The organism is Gemella sp. GH3, assembly GCF_013415425.1.
Lineage (GTDB): Bacteria > Bacillota > Bacilli > Staphylococcales > Gemellaceae > Gemelliphila.
Genome location: NZ_JACBYC010000108.1, coordinates 31,255 through 53,705 on the forward strand (window position 1 = coordinate 31,255; position 22,451 = coordinate 53,705).

The 22,451-nt window shown below is 26.2% G+C and carries 24 protein-coding genes and 1 tRNA gene; 22 read left to right on the forward strand and 3 right to left on the reverse strand.

Translation table 11 applies throughout. From position 1 onward, the window contains the following. From HZY83_RS04160 to HZY83_RS04185, 6 genes are all read left to right on the forward strand, one after another. The gene (locus tag HZY83_RS04160; RefSeq protein ID WP_179942813.1) at positions 1-453 is read left to right on the forward strand and encodes a Fur family transcriptional regulator; all 453 of its coding nucleotides are present in this window, start codon (positions 1-3) and stop codon (positions 451-453) included. Then, a complete protein-coding gene (truB, locus tag HZY83_RS04165) occupies positions 446-1,363 on the forward strand; it encodes a tRNA pseudouridine(55) synthase TruB (RefSeq protein ID WP_179942814.1) in 918 nt (305 codons plus the stop codon). Before HZY83_RS04160 ends, truB begins: the two co-directional genes overlap by 8 nt. 17 nt (positions 1,364-1,380) lie before the next feature. Further along, positions 1,381-2,319 carry a bifunctional riboflavin kinase/FAD synthetase gene (locus tag HZY83_RS04170; RefSeq protein WP_179942815.1) on the forward strand — a complete coding sequence of 313 codons (939 nt, stop codon included), beginning with the start codon at positions 1,381-1,383 and terminating at the stop codon, positions 2,317-2,319. A 116-nt stretch (positions 2,320-2,435) separates the two neighbouring features. After that, positions 2,436-2,708, forward strand: a complete 273-nt coding sequence (rpsO, locus tag HZY83_RS04175; RefSeq protein ID WP_179942816.1) for a 30S ribosomal protein S15 — start codon at positions 2,436-2,438, stop codon at positions 2,706-2,708. Positions 2,709-2,828: 120 nt separating this feature from the next. Next, positions 2,829-2,902: transfer RNA gene (locus HZY83_RS04180), tRNA-Arg, on the forward strand. A 60-nt stretch (positions 2,903-2,962) separates the two neighbouring features. Beyond that, a complete protein-coding gene (locus HZY83_RS04185) occupies positions 2,963-3,835 on the forward strand; it encodes a hypothetical protein (RefSeq protein ID WP_179942817.1) in 873 nt (290 codons plus the stop codon). Between the two features lie 42 nt (positions 3,836-3,877). On the opposite strand, the gene rpsP is transcribed toward HZY83_RS04185, so the two are convergent. Next, positions 3,878-4,150, reverse strand: coding sequence for a 30S ribosomal protein S16 (rpsP, locus tag HZY83_RS04190; protein WP_179942818.1), 273 nt, complete (start codon positions 4,148-4,150; stop codon positions 3,878-3,880). Between the two features lie 359 nt (positions 4,151-4,509). On the opposite strand from rpsP, the gene HZY83_RS04195 reads away from it, so the two are divergent. The 6 genes from HZY83_RS04195 (at position 4,510) to HZY83_RS04220 (ending at position 8,996) form a co-directional block, all read left to right on the forward strand. Continuing rightward, entirely contained in the window at positions 4,510-4,755 is a 246-nt protein-coding gene (locus HZY83_RS04195; RefSeq protein WP_179942819.1) for a type B 50S ribosomal protein L31, read from the forward strand. Positions 4,756-4,838: 83 nt separating this feature from the next. Next, on the forward strand, positions 4,839-5,417 hold the full coding sequence (locus HZY83_RS04200; protein WP_179942820.1) for a thymidine kinase: 579 nt from the start codon (positions 4,839-4,841) through the stop codon (positions 5,415-5,417). 14 nt (positions 5,418-5,431) lie between these two features. After that, entirely contained in the window at positions 5,432-6,520 is a 1,089-nt protein-coding gene (gene prfA / locus HZY83_RS04205; protein ID WP_179942821.1) for a peptide chain release factor 1, read from the forward strand. Continuing rightward, the gene (gene prmC, locus HZY83_RS04210; RefSeq protein ID WP_179942822.1) at positions 6,520-7,368 is read left to right on the forward strand and encodes a peptide chain release factor N(5)-glutamine methyltransferase; all 849 of its coding nucleotides are present in this window, start codon (positions 6,520-6,522) and stop codon (positions 7,366-7,368) included. The genes prfA and prmC overlap by 1 nt, the downstream gene beginning before the upstream one ends. A gap of 91 nt (positions 7,369-7,459) precedes the next feature. Continuing rightward, positions 7,460-8,434, forward strand: a complete 975-nt coding sequence (gene guaC / locus HZY83_RS04215) for a GMP reductase (protein ID WP_218925337.1) — start codon at positions 7,460-7,462, stop codon at positions 8,432-8,434. 340 nt (positions 8,435-8,774) lie between these two features. Beyond that, positions 8,775-8,996, forward strand: a complete 222-nt coding sequence (locus HZY83_RS04220; protein WP_179942824.1) for a hypothetical protein — start codon at positions 8,775-8,777, stop codon at positions 8,994-8,996. Positions 8,997-9,316: 320 nt separating this feature from the next. Here HZY83_RS04220 and HZY83_RS04225 read toward each other — a convergent pair whose 3' ends face one another. After that, positions 9,317-9,736, reverse strand: coding sequence for a hypothetical protein (locus tag HZY83_RS04225; protein WP_228098457.1), 420 nt, complete (start codon positions 9,734-9,736; stop codon positions 9,317-9,319). 721 nt (positions 9,737-10,457) lie between these two features. Here HZY83_RS04225 and HZY83_RS04230 point away from each other — a divergent pair. The 6 genes from HZY83_RS04230 (at position 10,458) to HZY83_RS04255 (ending at position 19,051) form a co-directional block, all read left to right on the forward strand. Further along, the gene (locus tag HZY83_RS04230) at positions 10,458-12,791 is read left to right on the forward strand and encodes an endonuclease MutS2 (RefSeq protein ID WP_179942825.1); all 2,334 of its coding nucleotides are present in this window, start codon (positions 10,458-10,460) and stop codon (positions 12,789-12,791) included. A 44-nt stretch (positions 12,792-12,835) separates the two neighbouring features. Next, complete coding sequence (gene trxA, locus HZY83_RS04235) at positions 12,836-13,144, forward strand: thioredoxin (RefSeq protein WP_179942826.1); 309 nt, start codon at positions 12,836-12,838, stop codon at positions 13,142-13,144. Between the two features lie 194 nt (positions 13,145-13,338). Continuing rightward, the gene (locus tag HZY83_RS04240) at positions 13,339-14,292 is read left to right on the forward strand and encodes a ribose-phosphate diphosphokinase (protein WP_179942827.1); all 954 of its coding nucleotides are present in this window, start codon (positions 13,339-13,341) and stop codon (positions 14,290-14,292) included. A gap of 69 nt (positions 14,293-14,361) precedes the next feature. Beyond that, a complete protein-coding gene (gene pth, locus HZY83_RS04245; protein ID WP_179942828.1) occupies positions 14,362-14,919 on the forward strand; it encodes an aminoacyl-tRNA hydrolase in 558 nt (185 codons plus the stop codon). A 7-nt stretch (positions 14,920-14,926) separates the two neighbouring features. After that, the gene (mfd, locus tag HZY83_RS04250; protein ID WP_179942829.1) at positions 14,927-18,463 is read left to right on the forward strand and encodes a transcription-repair coupling factor; all 3,537 of its coding nucleotides are present in this window, start codon (positions 14,927-14,929) and stop codon (positions 18,461-18,463) included. A gap of 9 nt (positions 18,464-18,472) precedes the next feature. Beyond that, on the forward strand, positions 18,473-19,051 hold the full coding sequence (locus HZY83_RS04255; protein WP_179942830.1) for a DNA-3-methyladenine glycosylase I: 579 nt from the start codon (positions 18,473-18,475) through the stop codon (positions 19,049-19,051). A 24-nt stretch (positions 19,052-19,075) separates the two neighbouring features. Here the strand turns inward: HZY83_RS04255 and HZY83_RS04260 are convergent, their stop codons facing one another. Further along, on the reverse strand, positions 19,076-19,627 hold the full coding sequence (locus HZY83_RS04260; protein ID WP_179942831.1) for a thermonuclease family protein: 552 nt from the start codon (positions 19,625-19,627) through the stop codon (positions 19,076-19,078). A 140-nt stretch (positions 19,628-19,767) separates the two neighbouring features. Between HZY83_RS04260 and tsaE the strand changes: the two genes are divergently transcribed. Genes tsaE through tsaD form a run of 4 tightly spaced genes read left to right on the forward strand, consistent with a single transcriptional unit; the run spans position 19,768 to position 22,320 of the window. Next, a complete protein-coding gene (tsaE, locus tag HZY83_RS04265) occupies positions 19,768-20,223 on the forward strand; it encodes a tRNA (adenosine(37)-N6)-threonylcarbamoyltransferase complex ATPase subunit type 1 TsaE (protein WP_179942832.1) in 456 nt (151 codons plus the stop codon). Further along, on the forward strand, positions 20,217-20,870 hold the full coding sequence (gene tsaB, locus HZY83_RS04270) for a tRNA (adenosine(37)-N6)-threonylcarbamoyltransferase complex dimerization subunit type 1 TsaB (protein WP_179942833.1): 654 nt from the start codon (positions 20,217-20,219) through the stop codon (positions 20,868-20,870). The genes tsaE and tsaB overlap by 7 nt, the downstream gene beginning before the upstream one ends. Beyond that, the gene (gene rimI, locus HZY83_RS04275) at positions 20,857-21,294 is read left to right on the forward strand and encodes a ribosomal protein S18-alanine N-acetyltransferase (RefSeq protein WP_179942834.1); all 438 of its coding nucleotides are present in this window, start codon (positions 20,857-20,859) and stop codon (positions 21,292-21,294) included. The genes tsaB and rimI overlap by 14 nt, the downstream gene beginning before the upstream one ends. A gap of 3 nt (positions 21,295-21,297) precedes the next feature. Next, positions 21,298-22,320 carry a tRNA (adenosine(37)-N6)-threonylcarbamoyltransferase complex transferase subunit TsaD gene (gene tsaD, locus HZY83_RS04280; RefSeq protein WP_179942835.1) on the forward strand — a complete coding sequence of 341 codons (1,023 nt, stop codon included), beginning with the start codon at positions 21,298-21,300 and terminating at the stop codon, positions 22,318-22,320. The last annotated feature ends 131 nt before the right edge of the window (positions 22,321-22,451 follow it).

The following is a 22,451-nucleotide window of genomic DNA, read 5'->3' on the forward strand; positions in this document are numbered from 1 at the left end:
ATGAGTGATGTCGATAAAAAAGTAGATAGTTTAATGACTATTCTTAAAGAAAATGGATATAAGTACACTGATAAAAGAAGATTAATGATACAAGTACTGGTAGAAGAAGATAGATATATAAATGCAAAATATATTTCAGAAATTCTATGGAAAGATTATCCGGGGCTTAGCTTTGACACTATTTATAGAAACTTGAGTACTTATGTAGATTTAGGAATTTTGGAAATGACAGAAATAAATGGAGAAAGATTTTTCAAAGTATCTTGCATAGACACAGATCATCATCACCATCATCATATTTGTTTAAAATGTGGCAAAGCTAAAATTATTCATATTGATTTGTGCAGTAAATTAGATATTGAAGAATTAAAAGGTTATAAAGTAGATAGTCACAAGTTTGAAATTTATGGACTTTGTCCAAATTGTTTGAAAGAAGAGAAAGAAAATGTATAACGGTATTTTACCTGTATATAAAAATAGAGGTATGACTAGTCACGACGTAGTTTTTAAACTTAGAAAAATTTTAAATATGAAAAAAGTAGGACATTCAGGAACGCTTGACCCAGATGTTGACGGAGTATTATTAATTTTATTAGGAGATAGTACAAAGGTTAGCGATTATGCAATGGATTTAGGAAAAGGATATAGAGCAGAAGTTTGTCTAGGAATAAAAACTACTACTGAAGATTTAAGTGGGGATATTTTAGAAAATGTAAATATAGAAAATATTTCTTTAGATAAAATAAAAAAAGTTTGTGATAGTTTAGTAGGTAATATTATTCAAAAGCCACCGATTTATTCTGCTATAAAAGTTAATGGGAAAAAGCTTTATGAGTATGCTCGTATGGGGAATTTTGATATTGAAATTCCTACTAGAGAAGTTACTGTTTATAGTATAAATATTTTAGAAAACAGTTTTTATAAAAAAGATGGGAAGCTTTATTTTACAATAGATATAAAGTGCGGAAAGGGTACATATATAAGAACTTTAGCTACTCAAATAGGCGAGATGTTGAATGTTCCAAGTTGTATGAGTAAATTAACTAGAACATCAAGTGGGAAAATAACTATTGATGATACATTAACTTTGGGTGAAATAGAAAACCTAGGGTCAGAAATTACTACTAAATTATTGCCTAAAGAATATGCTTTAGAAAAGTTTGTTAGTTATGAAGTTCCTAAGTTTAGAGCAAAACAAATTATGAATGGACTTAGATTTAGGAAAGATCAATTTCCTACTTTAGATTTTAGTAAGGGAGTAGTTTTTACATATAATAATGAGGCTATAGCTGTCTATATATTAAAAAATTTAGAAGATGATTTATTATCTGTAAAAACAACTTTTCCTAAGAAAATAGAATGATGATAGAAGGTAAAATTATGGATTTTTTTAAAATTTCTAATTTAAAAGAAATAAATAAAGATACAAAAAGAAGAGTAGCAGCATTAGGATTTTTTGATGGTATTCATTTGGCACACAAAGAAATAATAGTGAGTACAGTAAATAAAGCTAGAGCTACTAATAAAATTTCTACTTTAATTACTTTTGATAAAAGTCCTAAAGAATATTTTACTAAAACAAAATTAAATCTTATAACGCCCGAACATATAAAATTAAAAATACTTGATGAATTAGGTATAGATGAAGTATATATTATAGAATTTAATGATTTGTTTAGAAAATTAACTAAAGAAAAATTTGTAGATGATGTATTAGTAAGATTGAATGTAGATGATGTTTACTGCGGATATGACTATTCTTTTGGGTACCAAGGTCAAGGGAGTCCTGAATTTATAAAAGAATATACGGATTATAATATAAATGTTAATGTAATAGAAAAACAGTTATTAAATGGTGAGAAAATATCTACAACTAAAATTAGAGAGTTAATAAAAAACGGTGATTTATCTTCTTACTATAAATTTACAGGAAGACCATATAAATTATCAGGAGAAGTAGTAAAGGGTAGACAACTTGGTAGAACTATTAATTTTCCTACAGCTAATATAAATTTAGTTGATAATTGTGTTGTTCCAGAAAAATTAGGTGTATATATAACTAAGGTTAAAGTACTAGGAAAGTACTATAAAGGAATTACAAACATAGGAAGAAATCCTACCGTATCTAATTTGGATAAGATTTTTGTTGAAACACATATATTAGATTTTGATAAAGAGATATATGGAGAATTTATTGAATTAGAATTTTATAAGTTTATAAGATCAGAAAAAAAATTTAATAATTTAGATGATTTAAAATTACAACTAGAATTAGACAGAGAAATTGCTTATAAAGAAAATTTAGAAAATATTATTTAATATATTGCAAAAACGCAAAAAATATTGTAGAATATAAAAAGTCCTTATTCCTGGTGTAGAAAAACTCCAGATTTTATACTAAGATTAAGGGGAAAAAATTTTTATGGAGGTGCCAAATGGCAGCAATTAGTCAAGAAAGAAAAAATGAAATTATCGCTAAGTACCGTACTCATGAATCAGATACTGGTTCTCCAGAAGTACAAGTAGCAGTGTTAACAGCTGAAATTGAAGCTTTAACACAACATTTAGAAGTACATAAAAAAGATCATGCAGGACGTCGTGGATTATTGAAAAAAGTATTCCGTCGTCGTCACTTATTAGATTATCTAATTAAAAAAGATATTCAAAGATATCGTGATTTAATTAAATCATTAGGACTAAGAAGATAATTTTTTATGCAGAAGATTATGAATTTAATCTTCTGCAATTTTTTCAAAAAAACTATTGACAACTTTTTTAAAAAAAGGTATACTATTATAGTGCTTAAGACAAGTACTTAATTATTTTATGTCTCGATAGCTCAGCAGGATAGAGCAACGGCCTTCTAAGCCGTCGGTCGGGGGTTCGAATCCCTTTCGGGACGTCATACAAACCAGGAGAGCTATATCTCTTGGTTTATTTTTTTAGATTAGGGGAATATAAAATGAATAATATTAATAAAATAGGAATTGGAGTTTCATTATTGTCGCTTACGATAATAGCGGGATCACTTTATTATCATAATGATAAACTATCAAAAGCAAGTGATAATATAGTTAAAAATAATTATTCTACTAAAGAAGTAGTTGTAGAAAATAAAAAAAATATTGAGATTAGTACAGAAGTTAATAATAACACACTTATATTAAAATTAAAAAATATTTCTAGTAGAGAATTAGCAGATGTAGTATTAGAGGTAGGGGTTAAAGACAGTAAGGTGTCAGAAGTATATATAGAAAAATTTGCTGCTAATACTGAAAAAACTATAGAAATTTCATTAAATAAAAAGACAACTAGTCAAAGTATTAGAAATAATGATACTATTGTTAATGACTATAGATTAATGGAAGAAAAAGAATTTACTTATAATAATGAAAAAGGGTACGTATTAGTAACAAGTATAAAAGAACAAAAAGTTGATTATTATAAAGATAAGATAAATAGTAGTAGTTTATCTCAAGAAGAGAAAGATCAATTACTTTCAAGTATAGATAAAGAAAATAATATATATAATATAGAAAAATTAATAGAAGGAAAATTAATACCTTTATTGAGGTTATCACTTGATGCAATAACGTTTCCTGCTAATGAAGAAAAATTAGTTATTTCAGATAAAGTAGCAGATAATTTACAAAATTCACAAGATAGTAGTAATAATGTTCAAGAAATTCCTAATAATTCAGTACCTCAAGATCAACAAGCATCTTCACAACAATATGTTGCACCCAATAGCAGTAATATAAATAATGGAACGAATCAAGTATCACCTAGGAGAAATCAATCATCTATTGGAACTAATTCTAACAATAGAGCTTAATAAAAAATACCTTAATGAAATATTTCATTAAGGTATTTTTTATTATTTGTTTAATTTAGATTCGTGGAATTTTTTCATTATTCCTTCTTTTGATAATAAACTTCTTACAGTATCAGATGGTTGTGCACCATTTCCTAACCATTTTAAAGCTAATTCTTCATCAATTTTAACTTCTGCTGGATCTTTAACTGCGTTATAAGTTCCAATAGTTTCTATTGAACGACCATCACGAGGTGCTCTTGAATCAGCAACAACGATACGGTAGAAAGGTGATTTTTTAGCACCTAATCTTTTTAAACGGATTTTTACTGCCATTTTTATACTCCTTTTATACTTCAACTTTTATTATTTATTTGTGTGTTTATGGGTATTTAATGAAAAGTTGAATCAATAAGCTAAGTTTTAAGCTAGTAAATATTCTATCACTATAAATTAAGAAAGTCAATAGATTTTTCTGAAAAGTGTCAACTTTTTTTGTTGACATCTGTTTATTATGTAAAAATAGACTTTTTTAGAGTGGTAAATAGATATAATTGACAAAAAAATGCATTTTATTTTAAATAATACTTGATTTTTTTTTTATTATTAATTATAATATTTAGGTATGTGATTTAGTCACTCAAAAATAACTCTGTTCATATAATAAATGTTCAGGGCAGAAGGAGAGAATAAAAATGAAACAAGGAATACATCCAGATTACCGTAAAGTTGTATTTATGGATACTACTAGTGGATTTAAGTTTTTAAGTGGTTCTACAAAACCAGCTAAAGAAACAATCGTTTGGGAAGATGGAAATGAGTATCCATTATTAAAAGTGGAAATTAGTTCAGATACACACCCATTCTACACAGGACGTCAAAGATTTGCTCAAGCAGATGGACGTGTTGAACGTTTCAACAAAAAATACGGAATCAAGTAAAATTTTAAAAACAGACACTATTAAGTTGTCTGTTTTTGTTATATTTTTTGTAAATAATAGTATAATTGATAGCAGGAGAATATATGTTTGAAGATAGAAAAAGAGGATGGATAGAATGCATATGTGGGAGTATGTTTTCAGGTAAGTCAGAAGAACTTTTAAGAAGAATTAAAAGAGGAGTTATAGCTAAACAAAATGTTCTACTGTTTAAGCCTACTATTGATAATAGATATGAAGCAGGGAAAGTATCAACACATAATGGAAATAGCTATGATTCTATATGTATAGAAAATTCAAAAGATATTTATAAATATATAAAAGAAGAAAAATATGATATTATAGGCATAGATGAAATTCAATTTTTTGATGAAGATATTGTATATGTAATTAATAATTTAGCAAATAAAGGAATAAGAGTTATAGTAGCAGGTTTAGATATGGATTTTAGAGGAGAACCTTTTTATCCAATGCCAGAAATTATGGCAATAAGTGAAATAGTAACTAAATTACACGCAGTATGTAGTAAATGTGGTAGAGAAGCTAGTAGAAGTCAAAGATTATTAGATGGAAAACCAGCTAAATATGATGATGAAATTGTTGTTATAGGAGCTAGTGAATCTTATGAAGCAAGATGTCGTCATTGCTACGAAATAGATAGATAATTTTAGGAGGTATTATGGAAATATTAGGACAACTAGAAATAGTTGAAGAAAGATATGAACGCTTAAATGAATTGCTTAGCGATCCAGATATAGTTAGTGATACAAAAAAATTAATGGATTATTCTAAAGAACAAAGATCTATAGAAAAAACAGTTTCAGTATTTAGAGAATATAAAAATATAATTAATCAAATTAAAGATACAAAAGAACTTCTTGATATAGAAGAAGATAAAGAAATGCAAGAAATGATGAGAGAAGAGCTTAAGGAATTAGAATCTTCTGTAGATCCAATGGAAGAAGAATTAAAAATTTTGTTATTACCGAAAGATCCAAACGATAGCAAGAACGTTGTAGTAGAGGTTAGAGGAGCAGCAGGTGGTGATGAAGCAGCTCTTTTTGCGGGTGATTTATTAAGAATGTATACTCGTTATGCAGAAACACAAGGTTGGAAAGTAGATTTATTAGAACGTTCGGAAACAGGAATAGGTGGTATTAAAGAAGCTATATTTATTATTTCTGGCGATGAAGTTTATTCAAAAATGAAATTTGAGAGTGGAGCACATAGGGTTCAAAGAATACCTACGACAGAATCAAGTGGACGTATCCATACTTCTACAGCAACAGTAGTTGTATTACCAGAGGCAGAAGAAGTAGAAGTAGAAATCAATGAAAATGATATAAGAGTTGATACATTTGCATCAAGTGGAGCAGGTGGACAATCTGTTAATACTACAATGTCGGCAGTTAGGTTGACACATATTCCAACAGGAGTAGTGGTATCCATGCAAGATGAACGTTCGCAAATAAAAAATAAAGAAAAAGCAATGAAAGTTTTACGTGCTAGAGTTTATGATAAATTCCAACAAGAAGAACAAGCTAAATTTGATGCGGAAAGAAAATCAAAAGTAGGAACAGGAGATCGTTCAGAACGAATAAGAACATATAATTATCCGCAAAATCGAGTGACTGACCATAGAATAGGATTAACTATCCAAAAATTAGATCAGATAGTAGACGGAAAACTAGATGAGATAATGGAAGCTTTGCGTATAGCAGAGCAGACAGAAAAAATGGCAGAATTAAATAAAGGTGATGAATTATAATGAGAAGAGAACAGGCTTTAGCAAAAGCTTGTTCTCTTTTGAGAGAACAAGGAAAAGAAGAGAGTATAGCAAGATTTTTATTGATGTACTTATTAGACGAGAAACCTAATAAATTTATTAATAAGTATAAAGAAGATTTAACGAAAGAAATTATTGATAAATATTTTCTATTAATTAATGAACATATAAAATATAATAAACCTCTTAGTCATTTAGTAGGATTTGATTATTTTTATGATAGAAAATTCAAAGTAACTACAGCCGTATTATCTCCTAGAATGGAAACAGAGGAACTTGTTTATAAAGTAGTAGATTATATAAGAAGTAACAATTTAAATAATATAAAAATATTAGATTTGTGTACTGGTAGCGGAATTATAGCAATTACTTTGAAAAAGGAATTATCGGACTTAAATATTAATGTAACTGCTAGTGATATTAGTGATGAAGCTTTGCATATAGCAAAAAATAATGCTTTGTACCACAAAGAAAATATACAATTTATAAGATCTAATATTTTTGAAAATATATACGATAATTTTGATATAATTGTATCGAATCCTCCGTATATTTCATATGATTATAAAGAAAATATGACGAGTGATGTTTTAGATTATGATCCACATTTGGCATTGTTTGCAGAAGAAGATGGAATGTATTTTTATAGAGAAATATTAGAAAATGCAGTTGATTATTTAACTAATAATGGATTAATATTTTTTGAAATTGGATATGACCAAAAAGAAAAATTAGAAAAATTGGCACATTTAAATAATTATGATGTAAATATTTATAAAGATATTAATGGAAGAGATAGAATAGCTAAGCTTAAAAATAAAATAAATTAATCACTTTACAAATAAATTCTATTAGTGTATTATATTTATGGCTAAAGCCAAATATAATTAACCTTTCGGGAGGTCCCATATGATAAATGATATGAGAATATTTGATTATGAAGATGTACAACTTATACCAAATAAGTGTATTGTTAATAGTAGATCAGAGTGTAGCACAGAAGTTATACTAGGTAATAGAAGCTTTAAATTACCAGTAGTTCCAGCTAATATGCAAACTATTATTGATGAAAATTTAGCAGAGCAACTAGCTAGCAAAGACTACTTCTATATAATGCATAGATTTAATCCAGAACGTAGATTAAATTTTGTAAAAAAAATGAAAGAATTAAATTTATTTTCTTCAATTAGTATAGGAATAAAAAACGAAGAATTTGATTTTGTTCTAGAATTAAAGAAAAATAATTTAGAGCCAGAATATATAACTATAGATATAGCTCATGGGCACTCTAATAAAGTGATAGAAATGATTAAATTTATTAAAGAGCATTTACCTACATCATTTGTTATTGCTGGAAATGTAGGTACACCAGAAGCTGTTCGTGAATTAGAGAATGCAGGTGCTGATGCAACAAAAGTTGGTATAGGTCCAGGAAAGGTATGTATAACAAAACTAAAAACAGGATTTGGAACAGGTGGGTGGCAACTAGCTGCACTTAGATGGTGTACAAAAGCTGCAAGTAAACCTGTTATTGCTGACGGAGGTATAAGAGATCACGGTGATATAGCAAAATCAATTAGATTTGGAGCTACATTTGTAATGATAGGATCACTTTTTGCTGGTCACGAACAAAGTCCTGGAGAAACTATAGAAATAGATGGTAAGAAATATAAAGAATATTTTGGTAGTGCATCAGAATTCCAAAAAGGTGAGAGAAAAAATGTAGAAGGCAAGAAAATTTTAACTCTTCATAAAGGTGATATGTTTGATACTTTGATTGAGATGCAACAAGATTTACAATCATCAATTTCGTATGCTGGAGGTACAGACGTATCTTCACTAAGAAAGGTAGATTATGTAATTGTAAAAAATTCAATTTTTAACGGTGATAGATAATTTAACATATAGACCATTGATATAACTATGTGTATATCTTTATGATTTTAAAAAGTATACAAATGTCATAAAGATATATATATATATATATATAGTAATTTTATACGGAAAAATTATTGTGCATGAACATATTATTTTTATATTAGTTTTTTGATTACAATTAACAATATTTGATAAAAAAATTCAGAAGGTCCTATATCTATTTTTAAAAATTAGATAATAGTACACTAAAGAAAAAATATATTAAAAATTCTGAAAGCTATACTTTACCTAAATATAAGGATAAGAAGTTAAATCGAAAATAAAATATATAAAATAGATTTCAGGGGGTTGCTAGAAAATGAAAATAATTAAAGTTTTTAAATTCGGTAATAGGATATTATTAAGTTTAGATAATAATCTACCTGAATCATTTAGAAATAATACAAAAGTATTAATTGATGATTTTATTTTAGAAGATGCAATAATTTCTATGGACTCTGAAAATAATAATCGTAAAAATGTATCGGTTAAATATGACGGAAAAGTGGATTTAGAGGGTAAAGAATTAATTTTAATTTGAAAAAATAATATATAAACACCTACTATACGAGTAATTACGAATAGTGTTAATATTTTTTACGATTGTAAATCAGTGAATTTAAGATGACTATATAATTGATTATTTAATAATTAAGTTTTAAGGGAGCAACGCTTTGTTACTCCCTTTTTTATTTTTCTTCGTCCTTTTCTAATTTTAAAGGATAAGCATATAGTATTTCGATTGAAGTTATTGTACAGGAACTTCAAATGTAGCTTTTTGTATTTTCTTATTATTGTCATATTTTTCAAATATAACTTTAATAGTTTTACTTTCTGTAATTAAACCGTAAGCTTCTTGAGCTAGTACCCTCTGGTACAGATGCTGTATATTTTTAGCTCCAGCAGGATATATTTTGCTACCTTTTTACCTTCATCTACGACTTGTTTAGGTGTAAAGAATAAATCTTGTATCTCTCCCGTATAACCTAGATTTTCATACGTATAGGTTATAACAACAACTTGTGCAGGATTGTCTTCAGAAAATTGATTTCTTTCTGTCGTAGTTGTAACACTATCAGTTTTTAATTTCCACTGCCCATCTACGACCCAATCTTCATTTAATCCGTAAACTTTATCTTTAGAAGTTTCTGTTTTATTTGATGAGCTAGAAGATGAAGATGAAGACTCTGTTGTTGACTTTGTTTCTTCTTTACTAGAGCATCCACTTATAATAACAGCATCTGATAATAATGTTGTTAATAAAATTTTAGATTTGTTCATAATAAAATCTACTTTTAATATTATATTAATTTTTGTATTCTTTTTTGTTTTAATCGTATATATAGTTTAAATCAATAGTTTCGCCTTTAATTGTAACTTAAATGTATTTGTAACTATATAATGTTTACCTTTTATTTGAGATAAGTGGTTAAGCTTTTTTGCGAAATACTTTCTATTTCTGGAGGGCTATATTTTGCTATAAGTATATCCCTCTAATTTAAGTGATTAATAACTATTTTCTATAATTATAACTATTATTTTTGAATTTAGCAATATTTTTTTCAAAAATTACAAAAAAAAATAAAATACAATAGGAGAGTATAATGTTATTTCAATGTTTATTAAGACCCTAGTTTTAAGAAAAGAAAAGGATATAATTCCTTTGAAGAAAGTAGTGAGTTGATGTTGAGTATAGGAAAATCTTACTTATATGAATAGCAAATATAACGATTGATAGAAACAAAAAGAAAAAGTCTTCTCGAAAGAAGACTAGCAAAAAATAAGTTTTTGTAAGGGACAAAGCCCTCTTACAATCCAAAGTACATCATATCATATTACATAGAAAAATGAAATATAGTTTCGTAAGCTGTTTAATATCTTTTTACTTTATTATTGAAAAATATTTATATTATTGTAAGACATTTACTATTTCTCTTGATTATTGACAAATTAAAGATGTAATTGTATACTTTAACAATAAAAGTAGGCAAGGAGATAGCTTATGGAATCATCAATTAATAAAAAATTGAATATAGATTTAGTGTTAAAAGATGTAGATAATTATTGTTATTCTGAACTATCAAAAGAAAGGTTTAAAAATTTAGAATATATAAAAGATTATAATAAATTAATTGCTATTCATAATGAAAATGAAGAAGTTGAAAAATTACTTAATAAGTATCCTAACGAATTCAGATTAAAAATATATAATTATTATAATAGTATAAAGAAAGCTAAAATAGAAAGTATATTATCTGAAAAAGAATTATTTTATATTCTGCAAAATGTAATTACTTATAGTAGATTTAAAAATAGATTTAATGATATAAAAAAATTAGAATCTGTAGATTATCCGTATATATCAAAATATATTGATAATATAGCAGATTATAAGTGTTTGATTGATTACTTAAACAGAATAGTTGATGAGGATGGATATATTAGAGAAGATGCTTCTATTGAATTAAAAAGTATTAGAGATAGTAAAAGGAAATTAAAATCAAAGTCAGATAATATATTGAAAAATATAATTAGACGAAATACTAATAAATTAACAGAAGCAATTATTACAAAAAGAAATGATAGAGATGTTATTTTAGTTAAACCGGAATATAAAAATGATTTTGGTGGTATTATTCACGATGAATCAGCTTCAGGAAATACTTTTTATGTAGAACCTAGGGAAAATGTTATTATAAATAATGAAATTAGCATTCTTTCTCGTAAGGAAAAAGAAGAAATTTTAAAAATTTTACGTGAAGCTACTTCAGAGGTTGCAAACTTCGGAGATGATCTTATATACTCTTTAGATAATTTTGCTAATGTAGAATTTATTTTTTCAAAAATTAATTTTGCTAATAATAAAGGATTTGTGAAACCTATTATGGTAGATAGTCAATTTATAGACTTAAAGAAAGCTTATAATCCTCTTATAGAGCCCGATATTGTGGTGAAAAATGATATTTATCTAGATAATGACAAAGATTCTTTGATAATAACTGGACCTAACACAGGGGGAAAAACAGTTATTTTAAAGACAGTAGGTCTATGTGTAGCATTAGCACACTTAGGTTTATATATTCCTACTAACGTAGATTCAAAAATAGGATACTATCAAGATGTATTTATTGATATAGGAGATAATCAATCAATAGAAAATAATTTATCAACATTTTCTTCACATATGACTAATATCGTAGATATTTTAAAGAAAGTTAATAACAAAAGTTTAGTTTTATTAGATGAACTTTGTTCAGGAACTGATCCTAGTGAAGGTGCAGGGTTATCTATGGCATTATTAAATAAATTCAAATCACTGGGAGCAACTGTATTATGTACAACTCATTATCCAGAAATTAAAGATTATTGTTTTAGATCAAATTATTATAAAAATGCTTCATTAGAATTTGATTTTGATTTATTAAAGCCCACTTACAAATTTATTATAGGATTACCAGGAAAATCTAACGCTATAAATATTTCGTATAAACTTGGATTGGACGAAAATATTGTAGAGGAAGCTAATAGTTATCTTAAAGAAACAGAAAAAGAAAACAATATATTTATAGACAAGTTATATCAAAATATTCAAGAGTATGATAATAAGATTATTATTTTAAATAAAGAAATTAAAGAAGCAGAAAAAATAAAAAATACACTTAGTAATCATTTAGAAGATTATTATAAGTATAAAGATAGTTTGTATGAGAAAATGTATAGTGAATTAAATCAAGATATTGAATTAAGAAAAGATAAACTTTTGAAAATATATACAGAATTTAAAGAAAGTAATCAAAGTATAAAACAGCATGAATTCAATGAAGTTATAAAAGATATTGATAGCTATAAGGTTAATTTTTCTAATACAATATTTAATATAGAGGAAAATAATAATGATAGTATAGTTATAGGTGATGATGTATTAGTTTTAAAATATAATCAACGAGCAACTGTTCTTGATATAAAAGGAGATGTGTTGCAAATAAAATTAGGATCTTTAAAATTAAATATAAAAAAATCAGAAGTTAAACCTTTGGCTAAAGAGAAGGTAAGAGAATCAAATTATATTAATATAAAAAATAATATAGGAAATGTTTCTTTAGAAATAAATGTTATTGGTAAAAATACAGAAGAAGCATTAAGAGCGATTGATGAATATTTGGATAAAGTTTTATTAATGGGCTATGATTCATTTACTATTATTCATGGAGTTGGTTCAGGAATTTTGAAGAAAAATATTGCAGAGCATTTGAAAAATAATAAATATGTAGGATCATATCGTAGTGGCGGACAGAACGAAGGTGGTTTGGGAGTAACAATAGTTGAAATTGTATAGAGAAAGTAGTAATATATAAACAACAAAAATTAAGGAGAATATAAATGAGAGAAATTACAGATAAAGAATTTTATGAATTATCAAAAAAAAGCTCAGTAACATTATTTGATTTTTGGGCACCATGGTGTGGACCATGTAAAATGTTAGCACCTGTATTAGAAGAATTAGATGGAGAATTACAAAATATAGAATTTTGTAAAATAAATGTTGATTCTCATCAAGAAGCCGCTTCTGAGTATGGTGTTATGTCAATTCCAACTTTATTAGTAATGAAAGATGGAGAAGTTCTTGAAGAATTATCAGGATTTAGACCTAAAGATGCTTTAAAAGAAATTTTAATAAAATATAATTAGTTATAAAAAATACGATGTTATAATTTAGCATCGTATTTTATTTTTGTTTTATATTTTGACTTTAGTTTATATATTTAAATTATAGGAAAAGAAATCGATAAAAAATACTATAAAAATCTAGAAATAGCAAGTAATTTGTGATAAAATTAATAAAGTACGTATTATTAATTATTTATATATAGAGGAGAAACAAAATGTATAATGAAGAAAAACCGTTGATGCTTTTTTCGCTAGATGCAAACATACCATTGGCAAAAAAAATTGCAGAATATTTAGGGATAGAACTTAGCAAATGTAGTGTTAAAAAATTTAGTGATGGAGAAGTATCTATAAACATTGAAGAAAGTGTACGAGGAAGTGAAGTTTTTGTCATTCAATCTACTAGTAGCCCTGTAAATGAAAGTTTAATGACTTTATTAATAATGATAGATGCTCTGAAACGAGCTTCTGTAGATACAATAAACGTAGTAATTCCTTACTATGGATATGCTCGTCAAGACAGAAAAGCTAGAAGTAGAGAGCCTATCACTGCTAAATTAGTTGCCAATCTTTTGGAAACAGCTGGAGCAGATAGAGTAGTTGCACTTGATCTTCATGCTTTACAAATTCAAGGATTCTTTGATATACCTGTAGATCATTTAATGGCAGTACCTATTATTGCAAAATATTTTAAAGAAAAATTACCTAATTTAGATGACGTTGTCGTCGTTTCTCCTGATCATGGGGGGGTTACACGTGCTAGAAAATTAGCGGACAGACTAAATGCCCCTATTGCAATTATAGATAAACGTAGACCTAAGCCTAATGTAGCAGAAGTTATGAATATAGTAGGGAACGTTGAAGGAAAAAGTTGCATTTTAATTGATGATATAATTGATACAGCAGGAACTATAACACTTGCAGCCGCAGCACTTATGGAAAAAGGTGCGAAAGAAGTTTATGCTAGTTGCTCTCATGCAGTACTAAGTGGTCCAGCTATTGAGAGAATAGAAAAATCACCTATAAAAGAATTAGTATATGCTAATACAATCGATATACCAGATGAGAAAAAACTTGACAAAATGAAACCACTTTGTGTAGGTGAGTTAATAGGTCAAGCAATAGATAAAATTCATAATAACGAACCAGTTAGTGTATTATTTGAATAATATAAATTATTAAGGCAACCGAAAAAGTTGCCTTTTAAATTTTATAAAAATAAAGTTAGGAGCTTTTTTATGAAAATGATAGTTGGACTTGGTAATCCAGGTAAGCAATATGCAAATACTAGACATAACATAGGATTTATGTTAGTAGATAAATTTGCAGAAGAAAATAATTTTTATTTTGACAAAAATAAATTTAATGCAGATTATAGTATAGGATATGTTAATGGAATAAAGTATTTATTAGTAAAGCCAACAACATATATGAATTTATCAGGAGAAGCCATAAGAAAATTTTATGATTATTTTGATTTAGAATTAGAAGATGTTCTAATAATTTATGATGATTTAGACACGAAAACTGCTAATTTTAGATTGCGTAATAGAGGAAGTAGCGGGGGGCATAATGGAATAAAAAGTACTATAAACCATTTAGGGACAGATAAATTTAATAGATTAAAAATTGGAATAGATAGGCCTACCAATGGTATGAAAGTTGCAGATTATGTGTTAGGTAGGTTTACTAATGATGAGTTAAGTGAAATTGAAAAGATTTACAAGAAATCTACTGATTGTATAAAAGATTTTGCAACTTTTTCATTTGCTGAATTAATGAATAAATATAATTAGGAGAATTATGCTATTAAAAAAATTATTTGATATTGTAGATTACAATGACAAAAATTATAAAAATATTGAATTTTATTCTAATAATATTACAACTAAGGTGCTTTCTATAGTTAATATTTTTAGAAAAAGTGAAAAAACGACAGTAGTTATTGTTGATAATAAAAAAACAGCAGAAACTTTATCTCAAGATTTATTAACGTTTGAAGATGATGTTTATATTTATCCAGAAATAGATATTTTAAAAAGATTTACAAATAAAAGTAATGATCTTGAACAATTATCTCTTGAGATTTTGAATAATTTAGTAAATAAGAAAAAAATGATTCTTATTATTCCTACTGCTACCTTATATAGAACTTTAAAAAGTCCAAAAGATTTTAAAAACTATAGTATTAATATATCTCTAGACAACTATATAAATTTTAGTGATTTTTCTAAATGCTTACTAGATATGGGGTATACATTAGTTGATAGTGTAGAAAATATAGGAGAATATTCAAAAAGAGGAGGAATTATAGATTTTTATAGTCCATTGAATAAATATCCTATTCGTTTAGACTATTTTGATGAAGAATTGGATACTATAAGAATTTTTGATACTATTAGTCAAAAATCATTAGAAAAAATAGATAATGTTGATATATATCCTACCGATGATTTTTTCTTAAGTGTTAAAGAAAAAGATTATATAGTATTTAAGTTAGAGGAAGAGCTAACTAAACAAAATTTTAAAAATTTTAGTAATTATAAAGAAATAGAAAATTATTTAAAAAATAAAATCAAGCTGTATAGGGATAGTAATATTTTTGATGAGTTGACTAGCTTCTCTAATTATATTTACGATAATCCTTATAGTATAGTAGATTATTTACCTAATGATTCAGTTATAATATTTGATAACTACACCAAAATTAATGCTAAAATAACGGAACTTAAAGATTATTTTACAGTTAACCTAGGAGAAATTAATCATCATTACATATTTCAAAATGTGATTGATAATGAAGCATTTGAAAAATTACAAAATATAATTAATAAGAAATATTATTTATCTATATTAAAAAGTACAGAAAAGTTTATTGACTCTTCAGTTAATATTAATATTACTGATTTATCATTTTATTCTAGTGAAGAACAATTAGCCAAAGAGTTGAAAAACAAGGTTATTGAAGATTATGAAATAGTTATTACTGTTAGTTCAAAAAAACAACGTGATTATCTTGAAAAAATTCTTTTTGATTACAACTTGTATGATGATGTTTATGTAGGGATACATCACGGGAAAATTCACATTGAAGAAACTAAATATAATTTAAAGGGTTTTGAAAGTAAACTAAAGAAATTCATTTTAATAACTCCTCTTGAAATATTTAAAGATGCTAAGCGTAGAAAAAAACGTAAATCCTTTAAAAATTCTAATTCAGAAAAAATAAGAAATTATCAAGATTTGAATATAGGAGATTATATAGTACACATACATCACGGTATAGGAATATATGAAGGAATAGAAAATATTGCAGTTTCAGGTGTATATAAAGATTTTCTAAAAATAGTTTATGAAGGTGGAGATGTTATATACGTTGATATAGAAAATATGAAATATATTCAAAAGTATATGTCTTCAACAGATAATAGAAAGCCTAAATTAAATAAATTAGGTACTAAAAAATGGCAACAAGTTAGAAATAAAGTTCGCAGAGAAATAGAAGATATTTCTGAAGAATTAATAAAATTATATATAAAAAGAGAACTTAATGTAGGGTATGCTTTTAGTGAAGATGGAATTATGCAAAAAGAGTTTGAGCAAGACTTTTTATTTACTGCAACAGAAGATCAAGAAAAAGTAACTTCAGAAATAAAGAAAGATATGGAAAAAAATCGTCCAATGGATAGATTATTATGTGGAGATGTAGGATTTGGTAAAACTGAAGTTGCAATGAGAGTAGCTTTTAAAGCTGTAGTGGATAGTAAGCAAGTTGCCGTATTAGTACCTACTACATTATTATCAGAACAACATTACAACAATTTTAAAGAACGTTTTAGCAATTTTCCAGTTAACATAGAAGTAGTTAGTAGATTTAATACTTCAAAAGAAATATCAAGAATAGTTAATGATTTAGAATCAGGAAAAATAGATATTATTATAGGAACACATAAACTGCTTAATGATAAATTTAAATATAAGGATTTAGGGTTATTAATTATAGATGAAGAACAAAGATTTGGTGTTAAGCATAAAGAAAAAATAAAACATTTAAAAAATATGATTGATGTTCTGACTTTAAGTGCTACTCCTATACCTAGATCGTTACATATGAGTTTAATAGGGATAAGAGATTTATCAGTTATAGAAACTCCACCTAGAGATAGACAGCCTATACAAACTTTTGTTATGAGTGAAAATCCAAATGTAATAAGAGAAGCGGTTCTAAAAGAGGTTGATAGACAAGGGCAAGTGTTTTATGTCTATAACCGTGTAGAGACTATAGAAGAAAAATATTTAGAATTAAAAAAATTATTACCAGAAGTAAATATAGCATATGCCCATGGTAGAATGACACAAAAAGAGCTAGAAAATATAATGATAGATGTTATAAATAAAGAATATGATATGCTTATAACAACAACTATTATAGAAACAGGTATAGATATTTCTAATGTTAATACATTGATAATAGAAGATGCAGATAAGTTTGGCTTAAGTCAACTTTATCAAATAAGAGGTAGGGTAGGAAGAAGTAGTAGAGAAGCCTATGCATATTTTATGTATAAACCTTTCAAAGTTTTAACAGATTCTTCTGAGAAAAGACTTACTGCTATAAAAGATTTTACTTCTTTGGGAAGTGGTTTTAAAATAGCTATGCAAGATTTATCTATAAGAGGCTCTGGAGATGTTTTAGGTGGGAGACAACATGGATTTATTGATTCTGTAGGATATACATTGTATTCACAAATGTTGGAAAAAGAATTAGCAGAGAAAAAAGAAATATTAGAACCTTTAATTAAAGAAGATAAAACACAAGATATAGCGTACTATGAGCAAGTTATAAAAGAAAAAACTAGAGATGTAACATATGATATTTTTGATGTGGAAGATAATTTAATTGATATAAAATTGCATATTGATGCTTTTATTCCTAAAGATTACATCAACAATGATGCAGATAAAATATATTTTTATAAAGAAATAAATAATGCAAAAACAGAAGAAGATGTAGCCATAATTACGGAGGAATTGATAGATAGATTCTCGGATTTTGGTTTAGAAGTAGAGAATTTACTAGATTTAACTATACTGAAAATTAACTCACTAAGTATTTTAGTAAATAGTGTTAAAGAGCTAGCAAATAAGGTCATTATTACATTTGAAAAAGAAGTTTTGGATAATCTGAATGGAAAATTATTATTTGAAATATTATCTAGTAGTAATGATATAAGAATTATGGTTAAAGATACTTTAGTAATTGAAGTTGATAAAGGAGATAAGTATTCTCTTAAACGACTTATTAAATTAGTAAAAGAAATAAAACCATCTATAAATTAAGGATAATGTATGAAGAAATTAAATAGATGTAGTTGGGCAAGTAATAATTTATTGATAGAATATCATGATAATGAATGGGGAAGAATAGTAACATCTGAACAAAAATTATTTGAATTACTTATGTTAGAATGTATGCAAGCAGGACTAAGTTGGTATATAATATTAAAAAAAAGAGAAAATTATTTAAAAACATTTGATAATTTTGATTATAATTTATGTGCAAAATATAGTGATGAATTTCTAGAAAAACAGAGAGAAAATGAAGGTATAATTAGAAATAAATTAAAAATTTATGCTATTAGAAAAAATGCGTTAGCTTTTATTGAAGTTCAAAAAGAATTTGAAACTTTTTATAATTACATATGGAGCTTTGTAGAATATAAAAAAATCAATAATGAAAATAGAAATTCTAGTGATTTAGTAGGGAAATCATCATTATCAGATAAAATTAGTAAAGATATGAAGAAAAGAGGATTTTCTTTTGTAGGTAGTACAGTTATTTATAGTTATTTGCAAGCAATAGGTATTATTAATGATCATTTTATAGATTGTTTTTGCTATGAAGATTGCAAAAAAGAATTAGATTAGAAATTCTAATCTAATTCTTTTATTTTAGTTACTCCATAAATTCTTTTTATTGGATTTAGCTTCGTTTTGAGCCTTTTTAAAATTATTTAGATAACGTGTATCAGGCTCTTTAACATATTTTATTTCTGCTAATCCTTCTTTAAGTAATTGTTCTTGAACACTTTTTCCATCTGCGTAAACATAAGCTAAAGCTCTATCGTATTTATCTTTCTTTTCGTACACATCGAATTCTATTTCTACTTTTTTAGCATTTTTTAATATTTTTTCATTTAAATCACTAGCTTCTGGCCCGTAAGGTTGTACTTCTGTATTAGCTTTAACTGTCTCAGGTGTATCTACCAATAAGTATCTTACTGTAAGATCTTGATTATTAAATTTTACTTTTATAGTATCTCCGTCTATTTTTCTAACAAATTGTACAGGATACCTTGTTGTATCCCCAGTTACTTGTATACCATTTATAGTTATTGTATTAGATTTTGTACTATTAAATAAATTACCACCATAAAGATATACAAATATAATTATTGCTATTGTAAAAATAGTGGTTAATATAGAATATAATTTTTTATTCATAAATTCCTCCTTATGATTATCTAATAATATCATAAAATTTTTAAATTTACTATTACTTAATTGCTATAATCAAAATATTGCATTTGAATTATAAATAATGTATTATATTATTATTAATTAAAGAAATATAGAGGTTTTATATGTCTACAATTGTACTCAAAAATTTAGAAGATACACGACGTTTAGCAGAAGTATTAGCAAAACTAGTAACAAAAAATTTTATTTTAACTTTGAATGGGAATTTAGGAGCAGGTAAGACTACATTTACTAAATTTTTTGCTAAATATTTAGGTGTTACAGAGGTAGTTAATTCACCTACTTTTAATATTTTGAAAGAATATGAAGCAATAGATACTATGTTTTATCATATTGATGCATATAGATTAGAAGATAACGAAGAAGATTTAGGCTTTGAAGACATATTTTATGAAGATTCAATTTGTGTTATTGAATGGTCAGAGTTTATTTCGGATTTTTTACCTAATGATAAGATAAATTTTACAATAAGTTATGATAATGATATAAGAACTGTTGAAATAATATCTGAGGGAGAAAAATACAATAATATAGAAAGAGAGCTTATAAATTTATGGTAAGTTTAGTTATAGATGGCTCAAATAATAATTTATCAATATGTTGCATAAAAGAGGATAAAATTTTATCAAAAAGTAGTATAAAATGTTATAGGAATTTATCAGAAATAATATTAAAAGAAGTAGACAACTGTCTTGATAATGCTAGTATAAAAAAAAATGATATAACAGAGATAATTGTAACCGGTGGTCCAGGATCATATACAGCACTTAGAGTGGTTTTATCAATAGCAAAAACATTATCTTATGTGCTAAAAATACCAATAAAAACAATATCTTCTTTGAGATTATTTTCTGCAAATTGTGATAAAAATGTTTTAACTGTTCCTTTGTTTGATGGTAGACGTGGAAATGTTTATAGCGCTATTTATTTAGGAGATGAAGAGATATTAAAGGAAGGATATTACGCATTTAAAGAAGTAATAGATTATATTAATAAAGAAAATAAAGCTGTTAATTTTGTAACTAATAGTGATAATTTTGAGTATAATGATGTAGAAGTAGATTATAAAGTATTTATAAAAGATATTGATGCAGCAGATTATTTATTCGTAAAAAATTTTTCAGAAGAAGTAGATAGCTTTACTGCAGTCCCTAATTATTTAAGACTTACAGAAGCAGAGAGGAATTTAATAAATGATAAAAATTAATAAAGTAGGAGTAGAGCATTTAGATAAATTATCAGAAATAGATCATAATAATTTTGATGATCCTTGGTCAAAAGAAATGTTGAAAAATGAATTAGAACATAAAAATGCAGAATATTACGCTATTTTTAATGATGATGAAATTTTAGGATTTTGTGGTGGATGGTATGTATTAGATGAATATCAAATAAATAAGATAGTTATAGATAAACCACATCAAAATAAAAAAATAGGACAATTATTTCTCGTATATATAATGGAACTTTATAGAACAAAAAATGCTAAAAGAGCTATAATTGAAGTTAGAGAAAGTAATAAAATAGCTTATAAGGTATATGTGAAAGCAGGATTTGATGTGTCAGGTCGTAGAGAAAATTATTATCAAAATAATGGAGAAACAGCTTATGTTATGGTAAGGGAGTTTTAATCTATGAAAAATATAAAAATTCTAGCTATAGAGACTAGTTGTGATGAAACTAGTGTAGCTGTTGTAGAAAATGGAAAAAGAGTATTATCTAATATTATAAGTAGTCAGATAGAAACACATAAAAAGTATGGTGGAGTAGTACCAGAGATAGCTAGTAGACAACATATAGAAGTTATTTTACAAATAGTAGACCAAAGTCTAGAAACAGCTAATGTTTCTTTAGACGATATAGATGCTATATGTGTAACCCAAGGTCCTGGACTTGTAGGTTCCTTGTTGGTAGGAGTTAATGTTGCTAAAACATTAAGCTATACCTTGGATAAACCTTTAATAGCGGCTCATCATATAGCGGGACATATTTACGCTACTGATATTGAAAGCAATATAAATTATCCATCATTAGCTTTGGTAGTTAGTGGTGGGCACACTGAATTAGTTCTTATAGAAGATGAATTAAAATTTAAAATTATAGGTAACACTTTAGATGATGCAGTAGGAGAAGCCTATGATAAAGTAGCAAGACAATTAAATTTAGCATATCCAGGAGGACCTAAAATAGATAAATTGGCTAAATTAGGACAAGATAGTTATAATATTCCTAGAGCGATGATAGATAGTGATGATTATAATTTTAGTTTTTCTGGTATGAAATCAGCAGTCATAAATATTATTCATAATTCTAAGCAAAGAGGAGAAGAGATAATAAATGAAAATTTAGCTACAAGTTTTCAAAAAGCTGTGGTAGATATTTTATTAACAAAAACAGAGAAGGCTTTAGTTAATTTTAATATAAATCAATTAATTTTAGCAGGAGGAGTAGCAGGGAATAGAGAATTACGTGAACGAGCTAGTGCCTTAGCAGATAAATTAAATGTTGAATTATTAATACCTAGTATGGAGTATTGTAGTGACAATGCTGCTATGATGGGAGCAGTAGGATATTATTATTATAAAAATAAAATTTTTACAGATCCATTGACATTAAATGCTAAATCTAGTTTAAACTTAGAGAAAATAAAAGAATAATTATTCTATATTTATTATTTATGTTATAGAAAAGTTTTGCAAATATTATTAATTTTATAATACTTAATAAGGTATTAATTTTCTTTAGAATAATTAAGATAATAAAAACTTATGTAATAAACTTGCATAAG